Origin of the sequence: Mycobacterium sp. GA-1841 (genome assembly GCF_001954135.1) — a bacterium.
GTDB lineage: Bacteria > Actinomycetota > Actinomycetes > Mycobacteriales > Mycobacteriaceae > Mycobacterium.
Map to the genome: position 1 here is coordinate 1 of NZ_MBEQ01000109.1, position 22,552 is coordinate 22,552.

Sequence of the window (22,552 nt, forward strand, 5' to 3'; positions counted from 1 at the left end):
GGCTGGACGCCCAGGCCGCCAACGAGCGTCCGGCCTCCAACACATGGCGTTCGGCGATGGTGCGGGCGGCCTCGGCGTCTTTGACTTCCAGGGCGTCGAGCAACTGCTCGTGTTCGTCGAGGGAATGCTTCTCGTGTTCGGGAAACACCGTAAGGAAGTTCGACGGGACCACCCGTGCGGCCTGCCGGATCTGTGTCAGCAACCGGGGGGAGTGTGCGGCCCGGTGGATGGCCTGATGAAACAGCCAGTTGGCCTCGCCGATGGTGTCGTCGCCCGAGCGGTGGGCGACATCGACCGCCAGTTCGCGCAGGTGATTGAGTTCCTCCGGCGTGATGCGTTCTGCGGCCCAGGCCGCGGCCTGCCCGGTGAGCACGCCGAGAATCGTGAAGCTGTCGGTCGCGTCTTTTGAGTTGACGCCGATGACGGTGATCCCGCTGCGGGGAGCGACGCGCACGAGCCCCTCGAACGAGAGTTCCAGCAGCGCTTCGCGCACCGGGGTGCGGCTGGTGGCGAATTCCTCGGTGATGGCATCCAGATCGATGCGGCTGCCCGGGGCGAGGGCGCCGGTGATGATGCGGTCGCGCAATTCCCGGGCGGCACGTTCTCGCACGGTGCCGGAGATGTCCAGCGGGGTCATTCGTGCAGCGTACCGGTCTACGATATGAGATCCTTGATATCTGATATATCAGATGTTAGATTCCGAATTATGCGCACTGACCAGATGGCCCTCGTGGCATTCATGCAGGCTGGGAGCACCTCTGTGTATGCCGGCTCCTGGCGACACCCGGCGACCGAACACGGTTACCTCGACGCGTCCTATTACGCGAAGATCGGCCGCCAGCTCGAAGAAGGTTGTTTCGACCTGATGTTCTTCGATGACCGGTTGGCGATGCCCGGCATCTACGGTGGGTCGGTCGCCGAGGCCGTCCGCTACGGGGCGCGTCCGGTCAAATTGGATCTCAGCGTGGTTCTCGGCGTCCTCGCGCAGACCACGTCCCACATCGGACTGGGGGCCACCTACTCCACCACCTACTACGCGCCCTTCCACGTGGCGCGGACATTCGCGACGCTCGATCACCTGTCCCGCGGACGGGCGGCATGGAACGTGGTCACGTCGGTCAACGACAGCGAGGCACAGAACTTCGGGATCGATTCCCACCTCGGCCACGACGAGCGCTACGACCGCGCCGACGAGTTCCTCGACGTTGTGGCGGGACTCTGGGACACCTGGGAGGACGACGCGATCGAGCACCACCGAACCTCGGGCCACTACGCCGATCCCGGGAAGGTGCACGAACTCGGCCACGTCGGCCGCTACTTCTCGGCGCGCGGTCCGCTGACCGTGCCACGTACCCCGCAGGGACGCCCGGTCATCCTGCAGGCCGGATCGTCGGGACGGGGTCGTGAATTCGCCTCGCGCTGGGCCGATCTCATCTTCACCGGAGATCCGGGCCTGGATGTGGCGCGGCCCCATTACGCCGACCAGAAGCAGCGGATCGCCGATGCCGGCCGTGATCCGGCGTCGGTGCGAATCTGCCCCATGGCCTACACCGTCGTCGGCGAAACCGAATCTCACGCCAAGGAACGCGAAGACATGTTCCTCAACGACCTGGTGGACCCGATGGCCTCGCTGACCCTGCTGTCGGAGCTGATGAATTACGACTTCGCCCAACACGGTCTCGACGACCCGGTCACCGATGAACTCATCGCCTCGGTCTCGGGCATCCGTGGACTGGTGCAGAGCCTGCGGGCACATATCGGCGGGGACACCGTGACGGTCCGCGACCTGGCCGGCCACCGCGCCACCTTGCTGCAAGGCCCGCGCTTCGTCGGCACCGGCGCGCAGGTGGCCGACCAGATGGAGGAGTGGTTCACCGGCGGCGCCTGCGACGGATTCGTCGTGGCCGCAACGCATTCCCCGGGTTCCTACGAGGAGTTCGTGCGGATGGTGGTGCCCGAACTGCAGCACCGCGGCCTGTTTCGCACCGCCTACACCGGCTCCACCCTCCGGGACCACCTGGGGCTGGATCGGCCGGCCAGCACGCTCACCCGGTCGGCGTCGTAGATGGGCGGCATGCTCGAGGGTATCCGGGTGCTCGACCTCGCGACGCTGGCCGCCGCACCTCTGGCCGCGACGTATCTGGGTGAATTCGGCGCCGACGTCATCAAGGTCGAACAACCGGGGCAGGGTGATCCCATCCGCACCTGGGGTCACCAACGTGGCGGTATCGGTTTGATGTGGAAATCGGTGTCCCGCAACAAGAGGTCGATCACAGTCAATCTGCGGGTGCCCGAGGGACAGGATCTGGTACGTCGCCTCGCCGCGCAGGCCGATGTCGTCATCGTCAACACCCGGCCGCAGACCTTGCGAACGTGGGGACTGGACTACGAAGCACTGCGCGCGGTCAATGATCGCATTGTCATGCTGCACATCACCGGGTTCGGGCTGTCCGGGCCCAAGAGTGAGCGTCCGGGTTTCGGCACCCTCGGCGAGGCGATGAGCGGATTCGCCCATGTGACCGGGCAAGCCGACGGTCCACCGACCCTGCCGCCGTTCATGCTCGCTGACGGGGTCGCGTCGTTGAATGCCGCCTACGCGGTGATGATGGCGCTATATCACCGGGATGTGCACGGCGCATCGGGTCAGCTGATCGACATCAACCTGGTCGACCCGTTGGCGCGACTGCTGGAGCAGACCCTGCTCGGGTACGACCAACTCGGCATCGTCGGACAGCGCTCCGGTAACCGCTGGGACATCTCGGCGCCCCGCAACACCTACCGGACGTCGGACGGGCGCTGGCTCGCCATGTCGGGTAGCTCACCGGCCCTGGCGCTGCGGGTATTCCGCGCCATCGGTCGCGACGACCTGGTGACCCACGCCGACTTCTCCGATCCGCAAAGACGATTGGCCCGGGCCGCCGAGGTCGACGCGGTGGTCGCGGAATGGGTCGCCGCCCACACGTTGGCCGAGGCCATGTCCGTGTTCGACGCCGCAGAGGTGGCGGCCGCACCCGTCTACGACATCACCCAACTCCTCGACGATGAACAACTGCGACACCGCGAGGTGTTCGTCGCCGTCGAAGACGAGGAACTCGGCGCCATGACCGTACAGGCGCCGGTGCCGAGATTCTCTGCCGCACAGGGACATCTGAGTCACCTTGGGCCGACCCTCGGTCAGCACACGGGCGAGGTGCTCGACGAGATCCTCGGCCTGACCAAAACCGATATCGACGATCTGCGCGCCCGCGGCGCACTGTAAACCGAAGGGAATCAATCACGATGAGCAAGCTGTTGCGGCGTTCCGAGCTGGCCCTGCCGGCCTGCAATGACCACATGTTCGTCAAGGGCGTCACCTGTGGCGCCGACTTGGTGTTCCTCGACCTTGAGGACGCCACTCCGGTAGGGCTCAAGGTGGAATCTCGCGCCAAGGCGATCCATGCGTTGACCGAACTCGACTGGGGCCGAACGGCACGGGCGGTGCGGATCAACGGCCTGGACACGCAGTGGTGCCACGACGACATCATCGAGGTGGTCACCCACGCCGGCGCGCAACTCGACACCATCGTGATCCCCAAGGCTTGCACGGCCAAAGATGTCTGGTGGGTGGATCTGCTGCTCACTCAGCTGGAGGAAAAGTTAGGTCTTGCCAAGAGGATTCGCTTGGAGGTGTTGATCGAGGAGGTCGAAGGGCTGGCGAATGCCGAGGAGATCGTGCGGGCCAGCTCACGCCTGGACGCGGTGATCTTCGGCGTGGGCGACTTCTCGCTGTCGCAAGGGGCGCGGGTGGACACTAACTTCGTACCGATGGGGGATTACCCGGGCGACTTCTGGGCTTATGCCCGCAACAAGATCATGGTCGCGGCCCGCATCGCGGGTATCGACGCCATCGATTCGCCGTATCCGGACTACGCCGACGTGACCGGCTACGAAGCTGAAGCCCGCCGGTCGTCGCTGTATGGCTACACGGGCAAGTGGGCCATCCATCCCAGCCAGGTTCCGATCGCCAACGAGGTGTTCGCCCCGACCGCCGATGAGATCGCGCTGGCCCATCGCAACGTCGCGGCGTATCGCGAGGCCGAGGCCAAGGGCCGCGGTGCCGTAGGCGTCGACGGGGTGCTGGTCGATGCCGCACACGTAAAGAAGGCCGAAGAGGTGTTGGCTCGCGCTGCGTTGGTCGGTGCCGCCTGATTACCCGAACTCGACGACGTTGGTCGGTGCCCGGAACCGTTGCAGCCGGGGCGATCGGTAGACGAATGCCGCTGCGTGCGACAGGATTCTGCCGCGCCCGGGGGGCATCGGCGCCTCATGTACCGCGCACACGCCGGGAACGGCTCGAAGCTCGTCGTACTGGTCGGCGGTGAACGAGAACGGCATGGGCGGTGCGGTGTACTGCTTGCTCAGCCTGATGCCGTGCCGTTGCGAATACCAGCTCAGGTAGCGCGGCACGCTATCGAAGATCAGTCGGCCCCCGGGAAACCGCGTGGCGCAGGCTGCGATGAGATCGAACACCTCACTGCGCCGTAGGTACTGGAACAGCCCTTCGGCGGTGACGAGCACACCGTCGGTGGCCTCGACATGGTCCATCCACGAGTGGTCGAGTGCAGACTGGGCCAGGTGGCGGAGCCGGTCAGAGGCCGGGAGGAGTTCCCGGCGCAGGTGCACGATCGGCTCCAGATCCACCGACAGCCAGTTCAATTCACCGTTGTCCAGGCGCCAGAAGCTGGTCTGCAACCCTTCGGCCAAGGCCACCACCGCCGCGCGGCGGTGCGTCGCCAGGTACTGGCGGGAGACGGCATCGAAGGCCACCGCCCGCAGCGCGGTGGCCTGGTGGGTCCGGCCGAAGTGGTGATAGTCATAGCCGAGGCTGTCTCGTAGCGCGATCGCCATCGGGTCGTCGATGACACCGTCGGCCCGGGCGGCTTCGGTCGCTCGTTGATGAAGCGTCAAGAGCGCGGTTTCTGAGATCGCCGTCAGATGACGAGCGTCGATGACTGGCACGTGACGACCGTACCTGCCGGAAGCGCTTGCCCCGGTGGGTCGGTCATCTCCACCCTCTCGGGAACTTTCCGGCGACCCTGCTCGACTAGCTCAAGGACTAGGCGAATGCGCGCCCGTTCGCGCATCCGGTCCGACGCACGGCGAGGAGGCGATGAGGTGACCGCACCGCTGTGGTGGGCCATGCCCCCGGAGGTGCACTCGGCCTTGTTGACCTCGGGCCCCGGGCCGGGATCGCTGCTGGCGGCGGCCGGACAGTGGGAGGAACTGAGCACCCAATACCATGCCGCAGCAGCCGAACTCACCCAGATCCTGGCCGGGGTGACGACCAGTGGGTGGGAAGGGCCGAGCGCCGCGCAGTATGCGACGGCCCACGGCCCCTACCTGGCATGGCTGCAGCAGGCCGGCGCCGACAGCGCGCTCACCGCCGCACAGCACGCGACCGTCGCGGCCGCGTACAGCACCGCGCTCGCCAGCATGCCCACCCCCGCCGAGCTCGCCGCCAACCACATCGCCCACGGAGTGCTCTTGGCCACCAACTTCTTCGGCATCAACACCATCCCGATTGCCGTCAACGAGGCCGACTACGTGCGGATGTGGCTACAGGCCGCCGAAACGATGACGACCTATGAGGCAGTGGCGACCAGCGCATACTCGGTGGTGCCGTCGACCCCGCCGGCCCCGTCGATCCTGGCGCCGGGCGGCGAAGCCGAGGGTGGGCGGCAGAACAGCGCAGGGGCCACGCCACAAGCACAGCCGCCCACCGACATCTGGCAGTTGATCTCCCAGCTGATCTCGGGTGCCGGCAACCCCCAACAGCTGTTGGACACCTTCCAGCAGCTCTTCGGAAATCTGGGATTCAATCCAGCAGAAGCCGCGATCCTCGCGGCCATCGCGCTCGTGCTGTACGACATGCTCTGGTACCCCTACTACGCCTCATACTCACTGCTGCTTCTGCCGTTCTTCGCGCCTGCCCTCAGCGCCCTGAGTGCGTTGAGCGCCTTGGCCTTCCTTCGGAACGAGGGGCCGACAGCCACATCTCTGCCGGCCTCGACGGAACGGCAGGGTGCCCACCCCGCCACCTCACATTTCGACGCCGGGGCGGCGATGATGCCGTCGGGAATCTCGCCGGGTGTGCCACATTCCGGCAGTTCCGCGCCGGGGCCGACCGCCTCGGCCGGAGCGGGCAGCTCGCCGGCTTCACCGGCGATGAGCTACGCGGTACCCGGCCTCGATCCACCGACGGTGGCGGCGGGCCCGAAATCGGGCACGAGAACCTCTGAAACCATGCCTGATGGCGTCGCCGGGGTCACGGCGACGAGAGCCGCTGTCGTCGGTGGTCGCGTCAGGAGACGGCCGGGTCGCCGGCGGGAGCCGGCGCATGGACACCGCTACGAGTTTCTCGACGCCGCCGGCGCCGGCGACACCGGCACCGAAGACACCCGTGGCGAGAGCCGCGACCGGACTCGGGATGACCGACCGTCCCCCGGCACCCAGGGGACGACAGGTCTCGGCTTCACCGGCGCGAACCCGGTCGCGGTGACCGCCCCGGCCGCGGGGTTGGCCCGGCATGGGGTGAGCACCGGCGAGGCCGCGGTCCCGATGGTGCCGGCCACCTGGCCGGGGCGGCCGGACGAACTCTGCGAATAGCGGGAACTCTCAACCCGTTTCACTCGACCAATCGTCAGCACCACGATGTGTGCGTAACGAGGAGAAAAGATGACGCTGAACGTCAAAGGGGCCGGGCTCGGGGCGCAGGTCACGGGAATCGACCCCAAGAACCTCGACACCGTCACGACCGACGAGATCCGCGAGATCGTCTACCAGAACAAGTTGGTGGTTCTCAAAGATGTCCACCCGACGCCGGAAGAGTTTCTCGCACTCGGCCGTATCGTCGGCGATGTCGTCACCTACTACGAGCCGATCTATCACCACCAGGACCATCCGGAAATCTTCGTCTCCTCCACAGAGGAAGGTCACGGCGTCCCGAGGACCGGCGCGTTCTGGCACATCGACTACATGTTCATGCCGGAACCTTTCGCGTTTTCCATGGTGGTGCCGCTGGCCGTACCGGGCACCGATCGTGGGACGTACTTCATCGACCTCAACAAGGTATGGGAGTCCCTTCCCGAGTCTGTACGCCAGCCGGTGCGGGGCACCTTCGCCACGCATGATCCGCGGCGGCACATCAAAATTCGACCGGCTGACGTCTACAAACCGATCGGTGAGGTCTGGGACGAAATCTCGAAGACCACCCCGCCGATCACCTGGCCGACGGTGATCCGGCACCCGGAGACCGGCCAGGAGATCCTCTACATCTGCGCCTCGGGCACCACGAAGATCGAGGACGCCCAGGGGACGGTCCTGGAGCCCACCGTGCTGCAGGAGCTGATGGCGGCCACCGGACAACTCGATCCCGAGTTCGCCTCACCGTTCATCCACACCCAGCACTACGAAGTCGGCGATGTTGTGTTGTGGGACAACCGAGTTCTGATGCATCGAGCCAAACACGGCACCACCCCAGGGACTTTGACCACTCATCGGCTGACCATGCTGGACGGCCTCACCACACCCGGATATGGAGTATGAGCATGAGCACCCCCGAGACGTTACCCGCGGCACCAACTGCACACGGAATCACCGGCACCGCACCGATACCCGAGGAACTGCTGGTCAAGGTGCTCGAGCCCTATTCCTACAAAAGGTGCCGCTATCTTCTCGACGCGGAGTACGAGGCCAGCGAGACCTCGGTGTTCGCCCTCGGAAACTTCAGCATCAAAGAGCCCGCATATATTCGCGACACCGGCCACTTCAACGCGGCCGAATGGGTGTTGTGTTTCAACCAGCTGGCCTACAGTGCGTTCGCACCGGCGATCCTCAACGAACAGATACCGGAATTCCGGGGCTGGTCGATGGAGGACTACTTCAACTATCAACTGCCCAGCATGTTGATCAAGTCCACGGCCTCACGCTTCAAGCGGCCGATCCGATCCCACAAGTTCTCGGCACGGTTGCTGTGCAATGACTTCGAGGTGGTCGATCGAACCATCCGCTACCTCAAGATTGCCTGCAAAGTCGAATTCTGGGACGAGGACGGCGGGGCGGCCTCCGGCGAGGTCGAACTGGCAGCCCTCAACATCCCGTGACACCCGAAAGCAGCATGGTTCTGGATCATCCGTCCACGGTGCTGGAACGCATCCTGGAACGCGCACGGCAGCGCCCCGACGCCATCGCCCTGCGACGCTGCGACGGCACCAGCGTGATGAGGTATCGAGACCTCATCACCGAAGTCGACGAATGGGCAGAGGTTCTCGCTTCCCGCACCATCACCCGCGGAGACCGGGTGTTCGTCCTCTCGGACAACGGTCCCGAGACCTATCTGTCCGTGCTGGCCTGCGCCCGAGTCGGGGCCATCGCGGTCATGGTCGACGGTGGACTGCCACCGGCGGCCATCGAACGTTTCGCCGAGATCACCACGCCCGCCGTCATTCTGATCGCCCGGGGGTGCCGGATCGACACCACGGACCTTCCCGAATCGCTGCGGTCGATCCCCGCGTTCCGGGTCGACGTCGGCGCCGGTGCGGCTGTGCGCCGCGGCAGAAGTGTGGGGACCGGGTTGGATGATCCCGCTCTCAGCGGTGACGATCCGCTGGCCATGATCTTCACCAGCGGCACCACTGGTACCCCGAAAGCGGTGCTGCTGCCCAACCGCACGTTCTACGCCGTCGCCGACATCCTGCGACGGGAACAGTTGACCTGGGTCGACTGGGTCGTCGGCGAGACCACGTATTCGCCGCTGCCGGCCACGCATATCGGTGGGCTGTGGTGGATCCTCAACTGTCTGATGCACGGCGGATCGTGCCTCACCGGGGGCGAGGAGACGCCGTCCCTCCTGGAGATCCTCTCCGCCAACGACGTCGCGACCACCTGCCTGGTTCCCACCCTGCTGACCCGGTTGGTGACCGAACTGCGGGCAACCGGCACACCGGCCCCGCCGTCGTTACGGATGGTCGGCTACGGCGGATCCCGGGCGATCGCTGCCGACGTCAGATTCGTTGAGGCGACCGGTGTGCGGACCGCACAGGTCTACGGGCTCAGCGAAACCGGTTGTACCGCACTGTGCCTACCCACCGAAGCCGGATCGATCAGCCGGATCGAGGCTGGTGCCGTCGGACGACCGTACCCCGGTGTGGACGTCCATCTGGATCCCGACGGCAGTGGGCCGCCCACCCGGTCCGGAGTCGAGTCCGCGTCCTCGGGCACACTGTGGATCAAGTCACCGGCGAACATGCTCGGATACTGGAACAACTCCGACCGGACAGCCGAGATCCTGGTCGACGGCTGGGTGAACACCGGTGACCTTCTGCACCGCCACGAGGGCGGCTTCTTCTACATCAAAGGCCGGTCCTCGGAGATGATCATCTCCGGCGGCGTGAACATTGCACCGGATGAGGTCGATCGAATCGCGGAGGCGGTCTGCGGGGTCGGCGACGCCGGCTGCTACGAGATTCCCGACGTCGAATTCGGCGCGGTGGTGGGTCTCGCGGTCGTCCCGGCCACGGCCCTCGACCAGACCGGCGCCCGGAAGCTCAAACAGGCCATCGCGGCGCGGTTTCGACAGGAGTCCGAGCCCATGGCCCGCCCGTCGGTGATCACTGTCGTCCACGAGATCCCGCGAACCGCATCCGGCAAGATCATGCGGACCTCGCTGGCGGCAACGGTTGGTGACAGCGTGACGGCCACCGGTGGCTGAACACCTGAGAGGCCGCATCCTCGCCGCACTCGCCGAGGTGCTGTACGTCGACGAAACAGATTTCACCGACGGTGACGACACCGACCTGCGGGACCTCGGTCTGGACTCCGTGCGTTTCGTGCTGCTGATGAAACATCTCGACATCGACCGGGAGTCCGACCTCCCGCGGCGGCTGGCCGCGCACCTGTCGGTCGCCGGCTGGGTCCGGGAACTCCAGCAGAACCGATGACGAGGATGGAAAGCGCAGAAGTGCAACGTATTCCGCTGAGCCGATCCCAGCAGAACATCTACAACGGGATTCTGCAGGATGCCGATCCCGATCTGTACCTCATCGGCCGACGCTACCGATTCCATCCGATTGCGCCGGCGCAATTCCTCGCCGCGCTGCACACGTCGATCCTGGCCAACCCGATCCAGCTGTGTGTGTTGGTGCCGTCGGCCGGTGCCGACCGGTATCCCGAACTCGTGCGGCGGCTGACGGTCGACGACTTGGTGCAGGTCCATCGCGATGGCGCCCCGGATCGGCCATGGGCTTCCGGAATACTCGGCAAGCCGTTGGTGCACTACCGCGTTGAGGTCGACGACACCGGCCTGGTGCGCGGTCTTGACGTGCGTGCGCACCACATCCTGCTCGACGGCGGTGCCATCGGAATCATCGAAGCCGATCTCGCACGTGCCCTCAACCCCGGAGCAGCCCTCGACGATGCAGCCCTCAGCGATGGCACCTTCGACAACTCCGCTGCCGGCCTGAGGGCGGTGGCTGCGGCACATCAGCGCGAAGCGCGCCGCATCGACGAATCAATCGACCGGCTCAGTACTGCCGTACACCGGGAACTCAGCGACAACGTACCGCACGGTGCGGCGGACACGGCCCACAGCGTCCCCGCGGTCGCGGCCAAAGGGATTCGTATCGCCTCCGTGACGATCACCGGCGCGGAGTACCACGACATCGTCGGCCTCGCCGACCGCGAGGGTGTGCCGCTCAACGTACTGGTCGCTGCGGCGGCCGTCGCCGTGGACGCGAGGGCCCGGCAAACCACCGAGGCCCTGCTGGTCCACGCGGTGGACAACCGTTTCGGTGAACCCGACCTCGACGCCGCGACGTGCCTGGTCAACTCGATCGCACAACCCGTCCGGTTCCCGGCGTTCGCGTCCGTGGCCGAGGTGGTGCGCACAGTGGATCGGGGTTATGTCAAGGCCGGCCGGCGCCGCTGGCTCCGCGAAGAGCAATACCGCCGAATGTATCTGGCGATCCACCGGGCCACCTCCGTGGAGACGGTGACGCTGAACTTCCTGCGCGAGCCGTGCGCACCCGAACTGCGGCCGTTCCTGTCCGATGTGCCGGTGACCACCGGGATCGGTCCGGTCGAGGGAATGACGGTGGCCGCCGTCCTCGACGAGCAACGCCACACTCTCACCCTCGACCTCTGGAACCGAGCTGACGGGCAGACCGGGGCCACCGTCACGGCGGTGCACCGGATCGCGAGGGCGCTCAAATCGATGGCCGGAATGTGGCAGTCACCCATCGCGATGATCGTCGACGAATGGTGCGGGATCGGCGAGGACGGCGCGCTGTCGACCGCGCACCCCCCGGGTGACGGCCCGCGCCCGTCCGCCTGGTTCCTGTCCCGCGACGAGCTTGCCGCCGAATGCCGTCGGCGCCGACCGCATGTCGACCCCTGGATCGCCTGGCTGCTGAACATCGGGGCCGAACCGGGCGACGTGGTGGTGTTCACCGACGACGGCACGGACAAGATGATCGACCTGATGATCGCCTGTCACCTGGCCGGCTGCGGCTACAGCGTCTGTGCCAGTGCGGATCAGGTGATGTCGCGGGCGGAACGAATCAGCGTGCACGGCGGTATCACCGCGCACATCGTGGATTCTGCCCTGCCCGAAGACTCATCCCTCGACGAGGAACACCGGCAACGGGTCGACGCCCGCGTTGACCAAATCGCCGGCGACCCGCTTCTCGCCACGAGAACCGCGTACGTGATGCCGACCTCGGGATCGACCGGGCAGCCAAAACTCGTAACGGTCAGCCATGCCTCGCTGGCCGTGTTCTGTGCCGCACAGGTTCACGCCTATGGCTGGGTGGCGGGCGACACCATTCTCCAATGCGCCCCCCTGACATCGGACATCAGCGTCGAGGAGGTTTTCGGGGCGGCGCTCAGCGGAGCGACCCTGATCCGCTCGGCCGCGGTGAAATCCGGTGACCTGCAGGCCCTTGCCCGCGATCTCGCGACAAGCGGGGCCACCGTCGTCGATCTGCCGACCGCGGTCTGGCATCTGTGGTGTGACGACCCTGATGCGACGGCGGCCGTTCCGGGCTCGGAGTTACGTCAGATCGTGATCGGCGGTGAACCCATCCGTCCTGCCGCCGTCGACAAGTGGCTCGACGCTGTTGCGGTCGCTGATGTTTCGCTGATATCGAGCTACGGACCGACAGAAGCCACGGTGGTGGTGACGTACCTGCCGATCATCGACGGCGGGCAAGTGGCCGGCTCGGCTGCACGTGGGCGACTGGGGCGTCCGATGGTGGAGAACACGGTGGTGATCGCGTTCGGTGAAGTGATCGTGCTGGGGCCGATGGTGGCCGACGGTTACCTCGGTGTGGAAAGTGCCAGTTTCGGATCGGTCACCATGGCCGACGGCGTGCGACGGCGCGCGTTCGCGACTGCCGACCGGGTGACGGTCGACGAGAACGGTTTTCCGGTGTTCGCCGGGCGTAAGGACGCGCTCGTCAAGGTCGGGGGCAAAAGGGTCGACACCGCCGAGATCATTCGGCGCGTCGCGGCGGACCCCGCCATCGTCGATGTCGCCGTGGATGTTCATCACGGCGGCCTCGGGGTGTGGTTCACCACCAGCCGGACCTGCGGCGGCGGCCAGGACACCGCGGCGGCGGCGCGGATCAAGAGCATCCTGGTGGATGCCCGCGTTCCGTCGTTCGTCGTGACAGGTGCCGCACGCATTCCCAGGACACCGAACGGGAAGGTCGACACCGCAACGCTTCGCGCGTCACGGGCCACCGGATCCGACGGACCCGTCGGCGCCGAAACCAAAGAACTGGCAACAGTTCTCACCGGAATGTGGAGCCAAATTCTCGGCCGGCATCTCACCCCCGATGCGTCGCTGCTGCGCGAGGGCGTCGGCTCGTTGGACCTCGTCCGAATCCTGCCCGAGACGCGCCGGCTTCTCGGTCGGCCGATCTCGATCCTGGATCTGATCAGTGCCGACACCGCGGTGCACCTGGTCGATGACCTCGCGATGGCCGCCACCTGGATGGACTCCGCCACCGCCGCCGAGATCGACCATGACTTCGCCGCGGTTTCGGCTCCGCACATCACGAGCACCCCGGCCTCAGGTCGGGCGGCGGGCCACGGCGCGTCACCGATCCTGGTGGTCGGCGGATCCGGAATTCTGGGTAGTGGGTTCGCCGAGACGATTCTCGAGTTGGCCGACTGCGGGCGTGCGCGACCGGAGGTGATCCTGGCCATGAGATCGGTTCCGTCGGGCGGTATCTGGTCGGAACTTCGCAACGCGGCGGGTATCCGTATCGAGCTGTTGACCGCCGAGTTCGGACCGGCAGAGTTGGCGACGCTGATGCACCGGACCGCAGCCGCGACGGTGATCAACTGCATCGGCAGCACCAACGTCGTGGTGCCCTACCGTGAACTGCGTTCGGCCAACGTCGAATTGGTCTCGGGCATGGTGCAGCAGTGCCTGGCCACCGGTGCCCGGCTGGTTCATCTGTCGACGTCTGTGGTCAATGCCGACGTCCACGCGCCACGGGTCGTCGACCCGCGTCAGGCCCCATACCCGTACGCCGCATCGAAGGCGCTCGCCGAACTGGCGGTGGCCGGGGCACCTGCGGATCTCGACTTCACGATCGTGCGCCTGCCGCGGGTACTGGCTGCGCCAGACCGAATGCGAGAATCCACCGACATCCTGGCATCGGTCATCGACGCCTGCCGTGCGGTGCAGGCCTATCCGTCGATCGAGCTGACCGAGGAAGTCACCACCGGCCGTGCGGCGGCGGAGAGCATTCTGCGACGGTTGCCAGAATTTGGCGGCCCGGACCGGCTGGGCCGCGGGATCGATGTGGTGCGGGGACAGGCGGTGTCGTATCGCGAGGTGCTCGGTGTGGTGGCCCGCGAACAACTCGACGCGCACGAGTGGAAACAGCGCCTCGACGAAAGCGACTGGGCCAGGGCGAATCCACGTGGCTGGTCGGTGATCGACGCCTGGTTCAGCCTGGGCATAACGCTCGCCGGACGGTCCTACGGGGAGTACCTGGCCGGGTATCCGGCGCTGCCGCTGGGCATCGAATCCGTCGGTGAACTCGGCGCGACGGCACCCCCGATGGACTCGCTGCTCGCGAATCTCGGCATCACCGGAACCGGACGCGGCGGCCCGACGACCAATCAAACAGAACGCCGCCAGACAGTGAGGAACGGCAGTGACAGATGTAGCAGCGCACAATGACCTGGCTTCGCACGCCAGACGTGTTCAACTCGACGTGACGGGCATGTCCTGCGGGGCCTGTTCGCGCCGGGTGGAGAACAAGCTCAACAAGATCGATGGAGTGCAGGCCTCGGTCGATATCGCCACCAAGATCGCCACGGTCGATGCCCGCCACGACGTCACCGTTGCGGATCTCTGTGCCGCGGTCGAGGAGGCCGGCTACCACGCCGCCGAGCACACCGGTGCCCCCGTCGCGGCTGAGGCGTCGCAGAAACCGTCGTCGCGCAAGCCGCCGTCGACTGCGGCCAGGGTGCTGCGCCGGTTGAGCTTCGGACATCTGGGCGGCTGAACAACTGCCGGGAACTGACCAGGTGGTACGAACGACCACTCTTGCGAGGACCGTTCGACCACCGAGGAGCCATGCCCGAGACCCCGTCGACAACAACAGATGACAGCGCGAACACGCCGGCGGCGGGGGCACCTGCCCGACCAGCCGCGGGTACGGCGCCCTATCGCGCGTTCCTGCTGCGTCTGCACTTCTATGCCGGGATGTTCGTCGGCCCGTTCCTGCTGATCGCGGCCATCAGCGGCGGACTGTACGCGGTGGCGCCCAGCATCGAGCAGTTCGTCTATCGCGATCACTTGCGCACCGCGACCAGCGGCGACCTGCTACCCGTCTCCGTGCAGGTCCGCTCCGCACAAGCCGAGCGGCCAGACCTGCCGGTCACCGCGGTGCGGCCGGCCACCGGGGCCGGGGAGACCACCCGGGTGATGTTCGACGACCCGGCACTGGGGGAGTCGGAACGTCATGCGGTGTTCATCGATCCCGTGACCGGCGCCTCGCACGGCGAACTGACGGTGTACGGCAGCAGCGGTGCACTGCCGCTGCGCACCTGGATCGACCAGTTGCACCGCAGCCTGCACCTGGGTGAACCGGGCCGGTGGTACAGCGAACTCGCGGCGTCGTGGCTGTGGCTGATCGCGTTGGCCGGCGTGTTCCTGTGGTGGGGCAGATACCGGCGCATGAGGCGCCGCGGCGACACCGAAGCCAGGTTGCTGATGCCCGACCGTTCCCGGTCGGGCCGGCTCCGGACGCTGAACTGGCACGGCGCGGTGGGGATCTGGATCGCGGTGGGGCTGCTGTTCCTGTCGGCGACCGGGCTCACGTGGTCCCGGTTCGCCGGCGACAACATCACCGCTCTGCGCGCCGCGTTGTCGTGGGCCACGCCGACGGTGTCGACGGCACTCAACGGTTCTGCGCACGCTGTGATGTCGGGCCACGAGGGACATCACAGTGCAGCGATGCCTGCCGCCGGCCACGGGGGCCCGGCGCGCGTGGAGGACATCGATCGGGTCCTCGACGCGGCGCGTGAGGCGGGCGTGGGCGGCAACGTCGAAGTCAGCATCCCGGCCACGACCGACACCGCCTTCACCGTCGCGCAGACCCGGCAACCGTGGGTGCTGTCGAACAACGCGGTGGCCGTCGACGGCGCATCCGGAAAGATCACCGACACTTCATGGTTCGCCGACTGGCCGGTGGCCGCGAAACTTGCGGCGTGGGGCATCCAGTTGCACATGGGGCTACTGTTCGGCGTGGCCAACCAGCTCCTGCTGCTGGGACTCGCCGTCGCCCTGGTCACCGTGATCGTGCGTGGCTACTTGATGTGGTGGCAGCGGCGCCCCACCGCCGGCCCACGGCCCGTCGGTGCTGCGCCGCGTCGCGGAGTGCTCACCGGACTACCCCCGGCCGCCGCGGTGGTGGTGGTGTTCGCGGCGGCAGCCATCGGCTGGTTCGTGCCGCTACTGGGGTTGAGCCTGGCCGCGTTCGTCGCCGTCGACGTCGTGATCGGATGGCGGCAACAGCGCCGCCAGGATCGGCCGGGTTAGCCGGTCAGGCCGTCCCGTTCGGCCGCGGCGATCAGGTCTTCGCGGGCCCGAGCCACCCGGGACCGGATGGTGCCCACCGGGCAGCCGCACACCTCGGCGGCTTCTGCATAGGTCAGGCCGAGGACCTGCGTGAGCAGCAGTGCATGCCGACGGTCGGGGTCCAGCCCGTCCACCAACAGGCGGATCTCCACCATCCGCTCGAACCCGCCCACCGGGCGGTAGCTGTCGAGCACCTGCTCGACGTCCACACCGTGCTGGGTCCGCGGCCGGCTCTGCTTGTGCCGGATCTGATCGACCACCACGCGGCGCGCGATCGACAACAGCCACGTCCGTGCGGACGAGCGGCCACCGAACCGGGGGAGCGCGGACATCGCGCGGATGAACGTCTCCTGCGTCAGGTCGTCGGCCGACCCGGAATCGCCGAGGTAGGCGACAGTTCGCCAGACGTCGCGCTGAGTGGACCGAATGAACTGCTCGAGGGCCTCCGAATCGCCGCGTCCGGCGGCCAGCGCCAGCCGCGTAACGTGGTCCTCGCCGTATTCGGTCGTCACGACGATCGACACTATTCGATGACGCCCGGGAACTTCGCATCGGACCGCGACGACCAATCAGACGGCGAGGTATGTGCCACCGGCACGGTGGCGAGCAATGGGAGTGGTCGTGACAACAGCAACTGCCCTCGACAACGAGGCGGCCCAGCGCATTGCCCTCGATGTCACCGGGATGTCGTGCGGAGCCTGCGCTGCCCGGGTGGAGAACAAACTCAACAAGATCGACGGCGTCCGCGCCTCAGTGAACTTCGCCACACGCGTTGCCACCGTGGAAGCCACGCCGGACGTCCGAGTCGACGAACTGTGTGCGGTCATCGAGCGGGCCGGCTACCAGGCGGCGCCCCGCACCGAGACCTCCACGACGGACGTCGATCCCGATGCCGACCATGCCCGTAGCCTGCTGCGCCGCCTCGCGATCGCGGCCGTGTTGTTCATCCCCCTCGCCGATCTGTCGGTGATGTTCGCCGTCGTGCCCGATACCCGTTTCACCGGGTGGCAATGGTTACTCACCGCGCTGGCCGCGCCGATCGTCACGTGGGCGGCATGGCCGTTCCACCGCAGCGCGCTGCGCAACGCCCGGTACGGCACCTCGACGATGGAGACCTTGATCTCCATCGGCGTCACCGCCGCCACCGTCTGGTCCATGTACACGATCTTCTTCGACCATCAGACGTATCACGCGGCAGGCGTGTGGCAGGCGCTGCTCGGCAGTGACGCCATCTATCTCGAGGTGGCCGCGGGCGTCACCGTTTTCGTCCTCGCCGGCCGTTACTTCGAGGCCCGTGCCCGCTCGCGGGCCGGGGGAGCGCTGCGGGCGTTGGCCGCACTCGGCGCCAAGTCGGTGACGGTGCTGCTTGCCGACGGCAGCGAACTCGTGCTGCCCGCAGACGAACTCAAAGAGGGACAGCGTTTCGTCGTGCGTCCCGGTGAGGCCATCGCGGCCGACGGCCTGGTGGTGAGCGGGGCCGCCGCCGTCGACGTCAGTGCGATGACCGGAGAGTCGAAACCGGTGCAGACCCACGAAGGTTCGAGCGTGGTGGGCGGCACCGTGGTGCTCGACGGCCGACTGGTCGTGGAGGCGGCCGCGGTGGGACCCGACACCCGGTTCGCCGGGATGGTCCGCCTGGTCGAGCAGGCACAGGCGCAGAAGGCCGACGCCCAGCGGTTGGCTGATCGCATCGCCGCGGTGTTCGTGCCGTGTGTGCTGGTGGTCGCCGCGGTCACCGCCGCCGGGTGGCTGTTGGCCCTCGGCGACGTGCATCGGGCCGTATCGGCCGCCCTGGCGGTGCTGGTGATCGCCTGCCCGTGCGCGCTGGGCCTGGCGACGCCGACCGCGATGATGGTGGCCTCCGGGCGGGGCGCGCAGCTGGGGATCTTCCTCAAGGGACACCGTGCGCTGGAGGCGATCCGGGCCGTCGACACCGTCGTATTCGACAAGACCGGCACCTTGACCACCGGAGCGCCAGAGGTGATCCGCGTCGTCGCGGCCGAGGGCTGGGACGCCGACGACGTCCTCGCCCGCGCGGCAGCGGTCGAGTCCGCGTCCGAACACCCGGTTGCGCATGCGATCGTCAGCGCCCGCGCCGGTCATGAGATCGCCGACGTGGCGGACTTTCAGGCGTTCGCCGGCCACGGGGTGAGCGGTTCGGTGGACGATGTTGCCGTGGCGGTCGGCCGTCCGGCCTGGGTGACCCGCGACCGGGTGGTGCCGGCGAACCTTGCCGCCGCGCGCCGGGCCGGTGAATCACAGGGCCAGACAGTGGTCTTCGTCGCCTGCGGCGCTACCGTGTGCGCGGCCATCTGCGTTGCCGACGCCGTCAAGGACTCGGCGGCCGGAGCCGTCGCACAACTGCATGCCGAGGGCATGAAAACCATGTTGTTGACCGGTGACAACGCCGCCACCGCCGCCGCAATCGGTGCGGCGGTGGGCATCGACGACGTGGTCGCCGAGGTGCTCCCCGAGGACAAGGTCGGCGCGATCGAGAAACTGCGCGATCAGGGCCGGGTGGTGGCGATGGTCGGTGACGGTATCAACGATGGCCCGGCGTTGGCGTGTGCCGACCTCGGCCTGGCCATCGGCCGGGGCACCGATGTGGCCATCGGTGCGGCCGACATCATCCTGGTCCGCGACAATCTCGACTCGGTACCGCAGGCCCTGGGTCTGGCCCGGGCGACCATGCGAACCATCCGGGTCAACATGATCTGGGCCTTCGGCTACAACATCGCGGCGATCCCGATCGCCGCGGCCGGACTGCTCAACCCGTTGATCGCCGGTGCGGCGATGGCGGTGTCGTCGTTCCTGGTCGTGTCCAACAGCCTGCGGTTGCGCAACTACGGCATGGTCCAGGCCAACCTGTTCGGTGTGACGGACGACGAATCCCGCTGACGCACTCGCGTTTCAGCGCCTGCTGCGCGAAAGTTCCTGCAGCATCGCGTTGTAGGCGTCGAGGTCGTCGTCGTATCCCCGGTCACTGTGGCGATCCTGACGCGCTCCCATGCGGCGGTCCTGACGCGCCCACTGGGCCACCAGCGCCACCACCACGATGACCACCGGCAACTCGCTCGATCCCCACGCGATCGCACCGCCGAGGTGCTGATCATCGGTAATGCTCTGCAGCCAGGGCAGATCGACGGATCGGTAGAAGCCCTCGCCCAGCGCCGAGCTCATCGTCATGGTGGCGATACCGAAGAAGGCATGGAACGGCATCACGGCGAACAACAGGCCCAGCCGCCCCAGGAACGGGAGCCGCCGCGGGCCTGGGTCGATGCCGATGATCCCCCAGTAGTACAGATAGCCGGTCAGCAAGAAGTGCACACTCATGAACTCGTGGCCCCAGTGGTACCGGATCAAGGTGTCGAACAGCGGAGTGAAGTAGACGAGGTACAGCGAGCCGACGAACAGGACGAATGCCGTCACCGGATGCGACAGGAACCGCGTCACCGGTGAATGGAGGAACCACATCAGCCATTCGCGCGGGCCCGGCGTCTGATCGTGCGAGGCCGCCGGCAGTACGCGAAGGGCGAGAGTGACGGGCGCGCCGAGCACCAGCAGCACCGGGATGAACATGTTCAGCGCCATGTGTTCGCCCATGTGGACGCTGAACATCGCCGACCCGTAGGCGCGCACACCGGAACTCGTGGTGATCAGCAGCGCTGCGCAGCCCAGTGTCCAGGCGATCGTGCGGCCCACCTGCCACTGATCGCCGCGCCGCCGCAGCCGCAGCACTGCGATCAGGTAGCCCAGCGCGAGCACGATCGCCGCCGTGCCGATCAGCGGATCGAACCGCCACTGTGTGATCAGGCTGAGCGCACTGGGCGGTGTGTCGAGCTGATAGCCGAGGAAGATGTCCCACGTGGTGAACGCGTGAGCGGTGAACCGGGGCGGGACGCTGTTGGCCGCGAGGGCCACGGCCGCGGCGACGACGATCATCGCCGCGGCAGACACTGTGTCCAGCCACCGCGTCGGGGCACGCCCGGTCCACAGCACCACGGCGTCGCTCAACCACACCAGTGCCGACAACGTCCCGGCGACCAGCACGGCCCACCCGTAGCCGGACGCCGACATCGGTGATCCGCCCAGCATCAGCGTCGCCAGCAGCGCGCCGTAGATGAGCGCGATCGCCCCGCACGCCAGTTGCACCACCTGAATCCGGCGGGGACGCGCATCGTCCCGCAGTCCGGCCGAGACAATCTTCGTGCCGGTCCACACCGCAAGCGCCACGGCGAACACGATCACGGCACTGGTGGCGACGTCATGGTCGGGCCCCTGCCCGGCATTGCCGGTCACCGGAACCGCGATCACACCGATCAGGGCCGGCAACAACGCCACCCCGTGGCCCATCCAGCGGAGCGTGAACCGCACCCCAACTGCCAGCGTGAGGGCGCACAGCGCTGCCACGCACCATCCACGCGCCACTTCGGAGGCGGCGACGGCGCTGCCGAGACCCGGGCCGGACACAAGCCGGCCGAGCGGGATTCCCGAGTCCGCGGCCGCGCAGATGGCCACCATGGCGGTGGCCGCGCAGGCCCAAACGATGGCCATGCGTTCGACGAGCACATGCACCGGGAACGACGACGCGTCGATCCGGCCGTCGTCGCGCGGCGTTGCCGTCGTCACGATCCAGACCAGCGCACCCAGACAGACGGCAGCGGCCAGGGAAGCGGTCCAGTGTCCGAGCAGCCGCGCGGCGTTGGTCGCGGCACCCGGATCTGCGATGCCCGCCGCAGCCAGGCGCTGCGCCCCGAGCGGCAACGCGCACAGCACCAACACTGCGGCACAACCCATCGCGGCACCACACAGCGTCACACGTGCCCACCACGCGGCGGCCGCACCGGATGTTCCCTCATGCGCCATTGTCGAACCGGCCTTTCGCCGCGGGAGCGGTCGAAACATCGCGGCCAGAAAAGTCTACGACAACATGTCGTAGTGCCGGCCGGTGCGGGAACTTTCCCGACCGCGGCTGCGACCAACTCAAGGACGGGCCACACCCATCGGTGGCCGCGCCACGCACGAAGGAATTTCACATGATCGCCGATCTCGCACTCCGCTGGGTAGTGACGGTGCTGTTTGCGCTCAGCGCGGCTGAATGCGTCTACGCCTTCACTCGCTCCCACGAGCGTCCGAGCATCGCAGTGAGCCAGTTGCTGCACTTGGCGATGGCGGTCGCGATGGTGGTGATGGCCTGGCCCCGCGGCGCCGAGTTACCCACCGTGGGCCCGATGTTCTTCTTCCTGGCGGCCGCCGTCTGGTTCCTGACCGGGGTGATGAGAATTGCCACGTCCGGCGACCGTCTGGTCAACGGCTACCACGCCGTCATGATGTCGGCGATGGTGTGGATGTACGCCGTGATGAACGGCAATGTGCTTGTGGCTCACGGCGACCCGGTCATGACGGGACATGACGGGCATTCGATGCACATGGCGGCCCACACGGTGGAGGCCGTCTCGGCAACCATGGAACATGGCGTAGCGCAGCCGATGTGGATCAACGCTGTCAACTGGACGCTCACCGTCGGGTTCGTGATCGCCGTCGCGGTCTGGCTGTACCGGTATTTCGCGGGTCGTCAATCTTCGGAGATGCCGTCGTCCGGCCATTTCGGCATGCTGTGCCGGGCGATGATGGCCGCCGGAATGGCAGTCATGTTCGGCGTCATGGTGTAGCGGGTCAGGCCGCCGGATCGTCGGCCGCACGCAGGTGGCGACGCCCGGGGGCGGCCGATTGCGATCCGTCGGCACCTTCGCCCACCGCGGGGGAGGGATCGCCGGGGCGAACCGTGCGTGACACCAGGATCGACGCGATCGCGGCCAGCGCCACCGGTAGATGACTCAGCACCCGTACCGCGGTCACCTGCCCGGCGAGGGCGTCTGTCACCACGTAGTAGCCGAGGAACCCGCAGTAGACCACCAGCACCGCGGCCAGACCCGGCGCGATCCGGCGGCGGAACGCCATGGCGATCGTGGTGATCCCCAGTGCGGCCGACCACGCCGTGGACTCGTTCAACAGATGCGCCCCGCTGGCCGAGCCGTGATGCGCCGCGACCATCCCGAAATTCACACCCGCCGCTTGAGCGGCCGCAAGACCCAGCTGGACCACGCCGATGGCCACGATCGCGATGGACAACAGGTGCCGGCCCAACCAGTGGCCGAGGCGGGCCGGCGCACTCGTCCGGCGCTGCGCCGGCGCACTCACCGCACCGATGAGGGCGCCGTCAGCCAGGTCCCGGAACTTCCCCGCCAGCGCGCCGGCGCGGTCATACCAGTCGGTGCAGTCCTGGCAATCGCGAAGATGTTCGTCGACGCGTGCGGAGGGAACGGGCTCCCGTTCCCCGTCGAGGCGCGCCGAAAGCGCTTCTCGAGCCACCACACAGTCCACGAGCTCATTGTCCCGCATCGGCCTCGGGAA

General features: G+C 67.2%; 18 protein-coding genes. 13 read left to right on the forward strand and 5 right to left on the reverse strand.

All coding sequences use genetic code 11. The annotated features are described in order from the left end of the window. Nucleotides 1–637, reverse strand: a 637-nt coding sequence (locus tag A5740_RS24315) for a GntR family transcriptional regulator (protein ID WP_076198384.1), incomplete at its 3' end; no start/stop codon positions are given. Nucleotides 638–706: 69 nt separating this feature from the next. Between A5740_RS24315 and A5740_RS24320 the strand changes: the two genes are divergently transcribed. The 3 genes from A5740_RS24320 to A5740_RS24330 are packed head-to-tail and all read left to right on the forward strand — an operon-like array spanning nt 707 to nt 4,188. Next, nucleotides 707–2,065, forward strand: coding sequence for an LLM class flavin-dependent oxidoreductase (locus A5740_RS24320; protein WP_076198386.1), 1,359 nt, complete (start codon nt 707–709; stop codon nt 2,063–2,065). A gap of 9 nt (nt 2,066–2,074) precedes the next feature. Then, entirely contained in the window at nt 2,075–3,259 is a 1,185-nt protein-coding gene (locus A5740_RS24325; RefSeq protein WP_076198458.1) for a CaiB/BaiF CoA-transferase family protein, read from the forward strand. A gap of 20 nt (nt 3,260–3,279) precedes the next feature. Continuing rightward, nucleotides 3,280–4,188, forward strand: a complete 909-nt coding sequence (locus tag A5740_RS24330) for a CoA ester lyase (RefSeq protein WP_076198388.1) — start codon at nt 3,280–3,282, stop codon at nt 4,186–4,188. Here A5740_RS24330 and A5740_RS24335 read toward each other — a convergent pair whose 3' ends face one another. Further along, nucleotides 4,189–4,998, reverse strand: a complete 810-nt coding sequence (locus tag A5740_RS24335; RefSeq protein ID WP_076198390.1) for a class I SAM-dependent methyltransferase — start codon at nt 4,996–4,998, stop codon at nt 4,189–4,191. A gap of 156 nt (nt 4,999–5,154) precedes the next feature. Between A5740_RS24335 and A5740_RS24340 the strand changes: the two genes are divergently transcribed. From A5740_RS24340 to A5740_RS24375, 8 genes are all read left to right on the forward strand, one after another. Beyond that, nucleotides 5,155–6,645 (forward strand): PPE family protein, encoded by a 1,491-nt coding sequence (locus tag A5740_RS24340; RefSeq protein ID WP_254849321.1) that lies wholly within the window; start codon nt 5,155–5,157, stop codon nt 6,643–6,645. Nucleotides 6,646–6,714: 69 nt separating this feature from the next. Next, complete coding sequence (locus A5740_RS24345) at nt 6,715–7,584, forward strand: TauD/TfdA family dioxygenase (RefSeq protein ID WP_076198392.1); 870 nt, start codon at nt 6,715–6,717, stop codon at nt 7,582–7,584. Nucleotides 7,585–7,586: 2 nt separating this feature from the next. After that, entirely contained in the window at nt 7,587–8,141 is a 555-nt protein-coding gene (locus A5740_RS24350) for an FcoT family thioesterase (protein WP_076198394.1), read from the forward strand. Between the two features lie 14 nt (nt 8,142–8,155). Further along, the gene (gene fadD10, locus A5740_RS24355; protein ID WP_076198462.1) at nt 8,156–9,748 is read left to right on the forward strand and encodes a fatty acid--CoA ligase FadD10; all 1,593 of its coding nucleotides are present in this window, start codon (nt 8,156–8,158) and stop codon (nt 9,746–9,748) included. A 4-nt stretch (nt 9,749–9,752) separates the two neighbouring features. Beyond that, the gene (locus A5740_RS24360) at nt 9,753–9,977 is read left to right on the forward strand and encodes a phosphopantetheine-binding protein (RefSeq protein ID WP_076198464.1); all 225 of its coding nucleotides are present in this window, start codon (nt 9,753–9,755) and stop codon (nt 9,975–9,977) included. Then, nucleotides 9,974–14,233 (forward strand): AMP-binding protein, encoded by a 4,260-nt coding sequence (locus tag A5740_RS24365; RefSeq protein ID WP_076198395.1) that lies wholly within the window; start codon nt 9,974–9,976, stop codon nt 14,231–14,233. The genes A5740_RS24360 and A5740_RS24365 overlap by 4 nt, the downstream gene beginning before the upstream one ends. Next, nucleotides 14,208–14,561 (forward strand): heavy-metal-associated domain-containing protein, encoded by a 354-nt coding sequence (locus A5740_RS24370; RefSeq protein WP_254849322.1) that lies wholly within the window; start codon nt 14,208–14,210, stop codon nt 14,559–14,561. Before A5740_RS24365 ends, A5740_RS24370 begins: the two co-directional genes overlap by 26 nt. 71 nt (nt 14,562–14,632) lie before the next feature. Further along, on the forward strand, nt 14,633–16,099 hold the full coding sequence (locus tag A5740_RS24375; RefSeq protein WP_076198397.1) for a PepSY domain-containing protein: 1,467 nt from the start codon (nt 14,633–14,635) through the stop codon (nt 16,097–16,099). Here the strand turns inward: A5740_RS24375 and sigC are convergent. Further along, a complete protein-coding gene (gene sigC / locus A5740_RS24380; RefSeq protein ID WP_076198466.1) occupies nt 16,096–16,650 on the reverse strand; it encodes an RNA polymerase sigma factor SigC in 555 nt (184 codons plus the stop codon). The two genes, A5740_RS24375 and sigC, sit on opposite strands and share 4 nt — an antisense overlap. A gap of 97 nt (nt 16,651–16,747) precedes the next feature. Between sigC and A5740_RS24385 the strand changes: the two genes are divergently transcribed. Then, a complete protein-coding gene (locus tag A5740_RS24385) occupies nt 16,748–19,036 on the forward strand; it encodes a cation-translocating P-type ATPase (RefSeq protein ID WP_076198398.1) in 2,289 nt (762 codons plus the stop codon). 12 nt (nt 19,037–19,048) lie between these two features. Here A5740_RS24385 and A5740_RS24390 read toward each other — a convergent pair whose 3' ends face one another. Next, complete coding sequence (locus A5740_RS24390) at nt 19,049–21,004, reverse strand: cytochrome c oxidase assembly protein (RefSeq protein WP_139335327.1); 1,956 nt, start codon at nt 21,002–21,004, stop codon at nt 19,049–19,051. Between the two features lie 170 nt (nt 21,005–21,174). Here A5740_RS24390 and A5740_RS24395 point away from each other — a divergent pair, with 170 nt between their 5' ends. Then, nucleotides 21,175–21,810, forward strand: a complete 636-nt coding sequence (locus A5740_RS24395; protein ID WP_076198400.1) for a DUF5134 domain-containing protein — start codon at nt 21,175–21,177, stop codon at nt 21,808–21,810. A 4-nt stretch (nt 21,811–21,814) separates the two neighbouring features. Here the strand turns inward: A5740_RS24395 and A5740_RS24400 are convergent, their stop codons facing one another. After that, the gene (locus tag A5740_RS24400; protein WP_139335328.1) at nt 21,815–22,540 is read right to left on the reverse strand and encodes a DUF2275 domain-containing protein; all 726 of its coding nucleotides are present in this window, start codon (nt 22,538–22,540) and stop codon (nt 21,815–21,817) included. Between the last annotated feature and the right edge of the window lie 12 nt (nt 22,541–22,552).

Excerpts from the sequence above, each read along its gene's own strand:
- A5740_RS24390 (WP_139335327.1), bottom strand. The coding sequence starts at position 21,004 with ATGGCGCATGAGGGAACATCCGGTGCGGCCGCCGCGTGGTGGGCACGT.
- A5740_RS24365 (WP_076198395.1), top strand. The coding sequence starts at position 9,974 with ATGACGAGGATGGAAAGCGCAGAAGTGCAACGTATTCCGCTGAGCCGA.
- A5740_RS24395 (WP_076198400.1), top strand. The coding sequence starts at position 21,175 with ATGATCGCCGATCTCGCACTCCGCTGGGTAGTGACGGTGCTGTTTGCG.
- fadD10 (WP_076198462.1), top strand. The coding sequence starts at position 8,156 with ATGGTTCTGGATCATCCGTCCACGGTGCTGGAACGCATCCTGGAACGC.
- A5740_RS24320 (WP_076198386.1), top strand. The coding sequence starts at position 707 with ATGCGCACTGACCAGATGGCCCTCGTGGCATTCATGCAGGCTGGGAGC.
- A5740_RS24400 (WP_139335328.1), bottom strand. The coding sequence starts at position 22,540 with ATGCGGGACAATGAGCTCGTGGACTGTGTGGTGGCTCGAGAAGCGCTT.
- A5740_RS24330 (WP_076198388.1), top strand. The coding sequence starts at position 3,280 with ATGAGCAAGCTGTTGCGGCGTTCCGAGCTGGCCCTGCCGGCCTGCAAT.
- A5740_RS24350 (WP_076198394.1), top strand. The coding sequence starts at position 7,587 with ATGAGCACCCCCGAGACGTTACCCGCGGCACCAACTGCACACGGAATC.
- A5740_RS24325 (WP_076198458.1), top strand. The coding sequence starts at position 2,075 with ATGCTCGAGGGTATCCGGGTGCTCGACCTCGCGACGCTGGCCGCCGCA.
- A5740_RS24385 (WP_076198398.1), top strand. The coding sequence starts at position 16,748 with ATGGGAGTGGTCGTGACAACAGCAACTGCCCTCGACAACGAGGCGGCC.
- A5740_RS24375 (WP_076198397.1), top strand. The coding sequence starts at position 14,633 with ATGCCCGAGACCCCGTCGACAACAACAGATGACAGCGCGAACACGCCG.
- A5740_RS24345 (WP_076198392.1), top strand. The coding sequence starts at position 6,715 with ATGACGCTGAACGTCAAAGGGGCCGGGCTCGGGGCGCAGGTCACGGGA.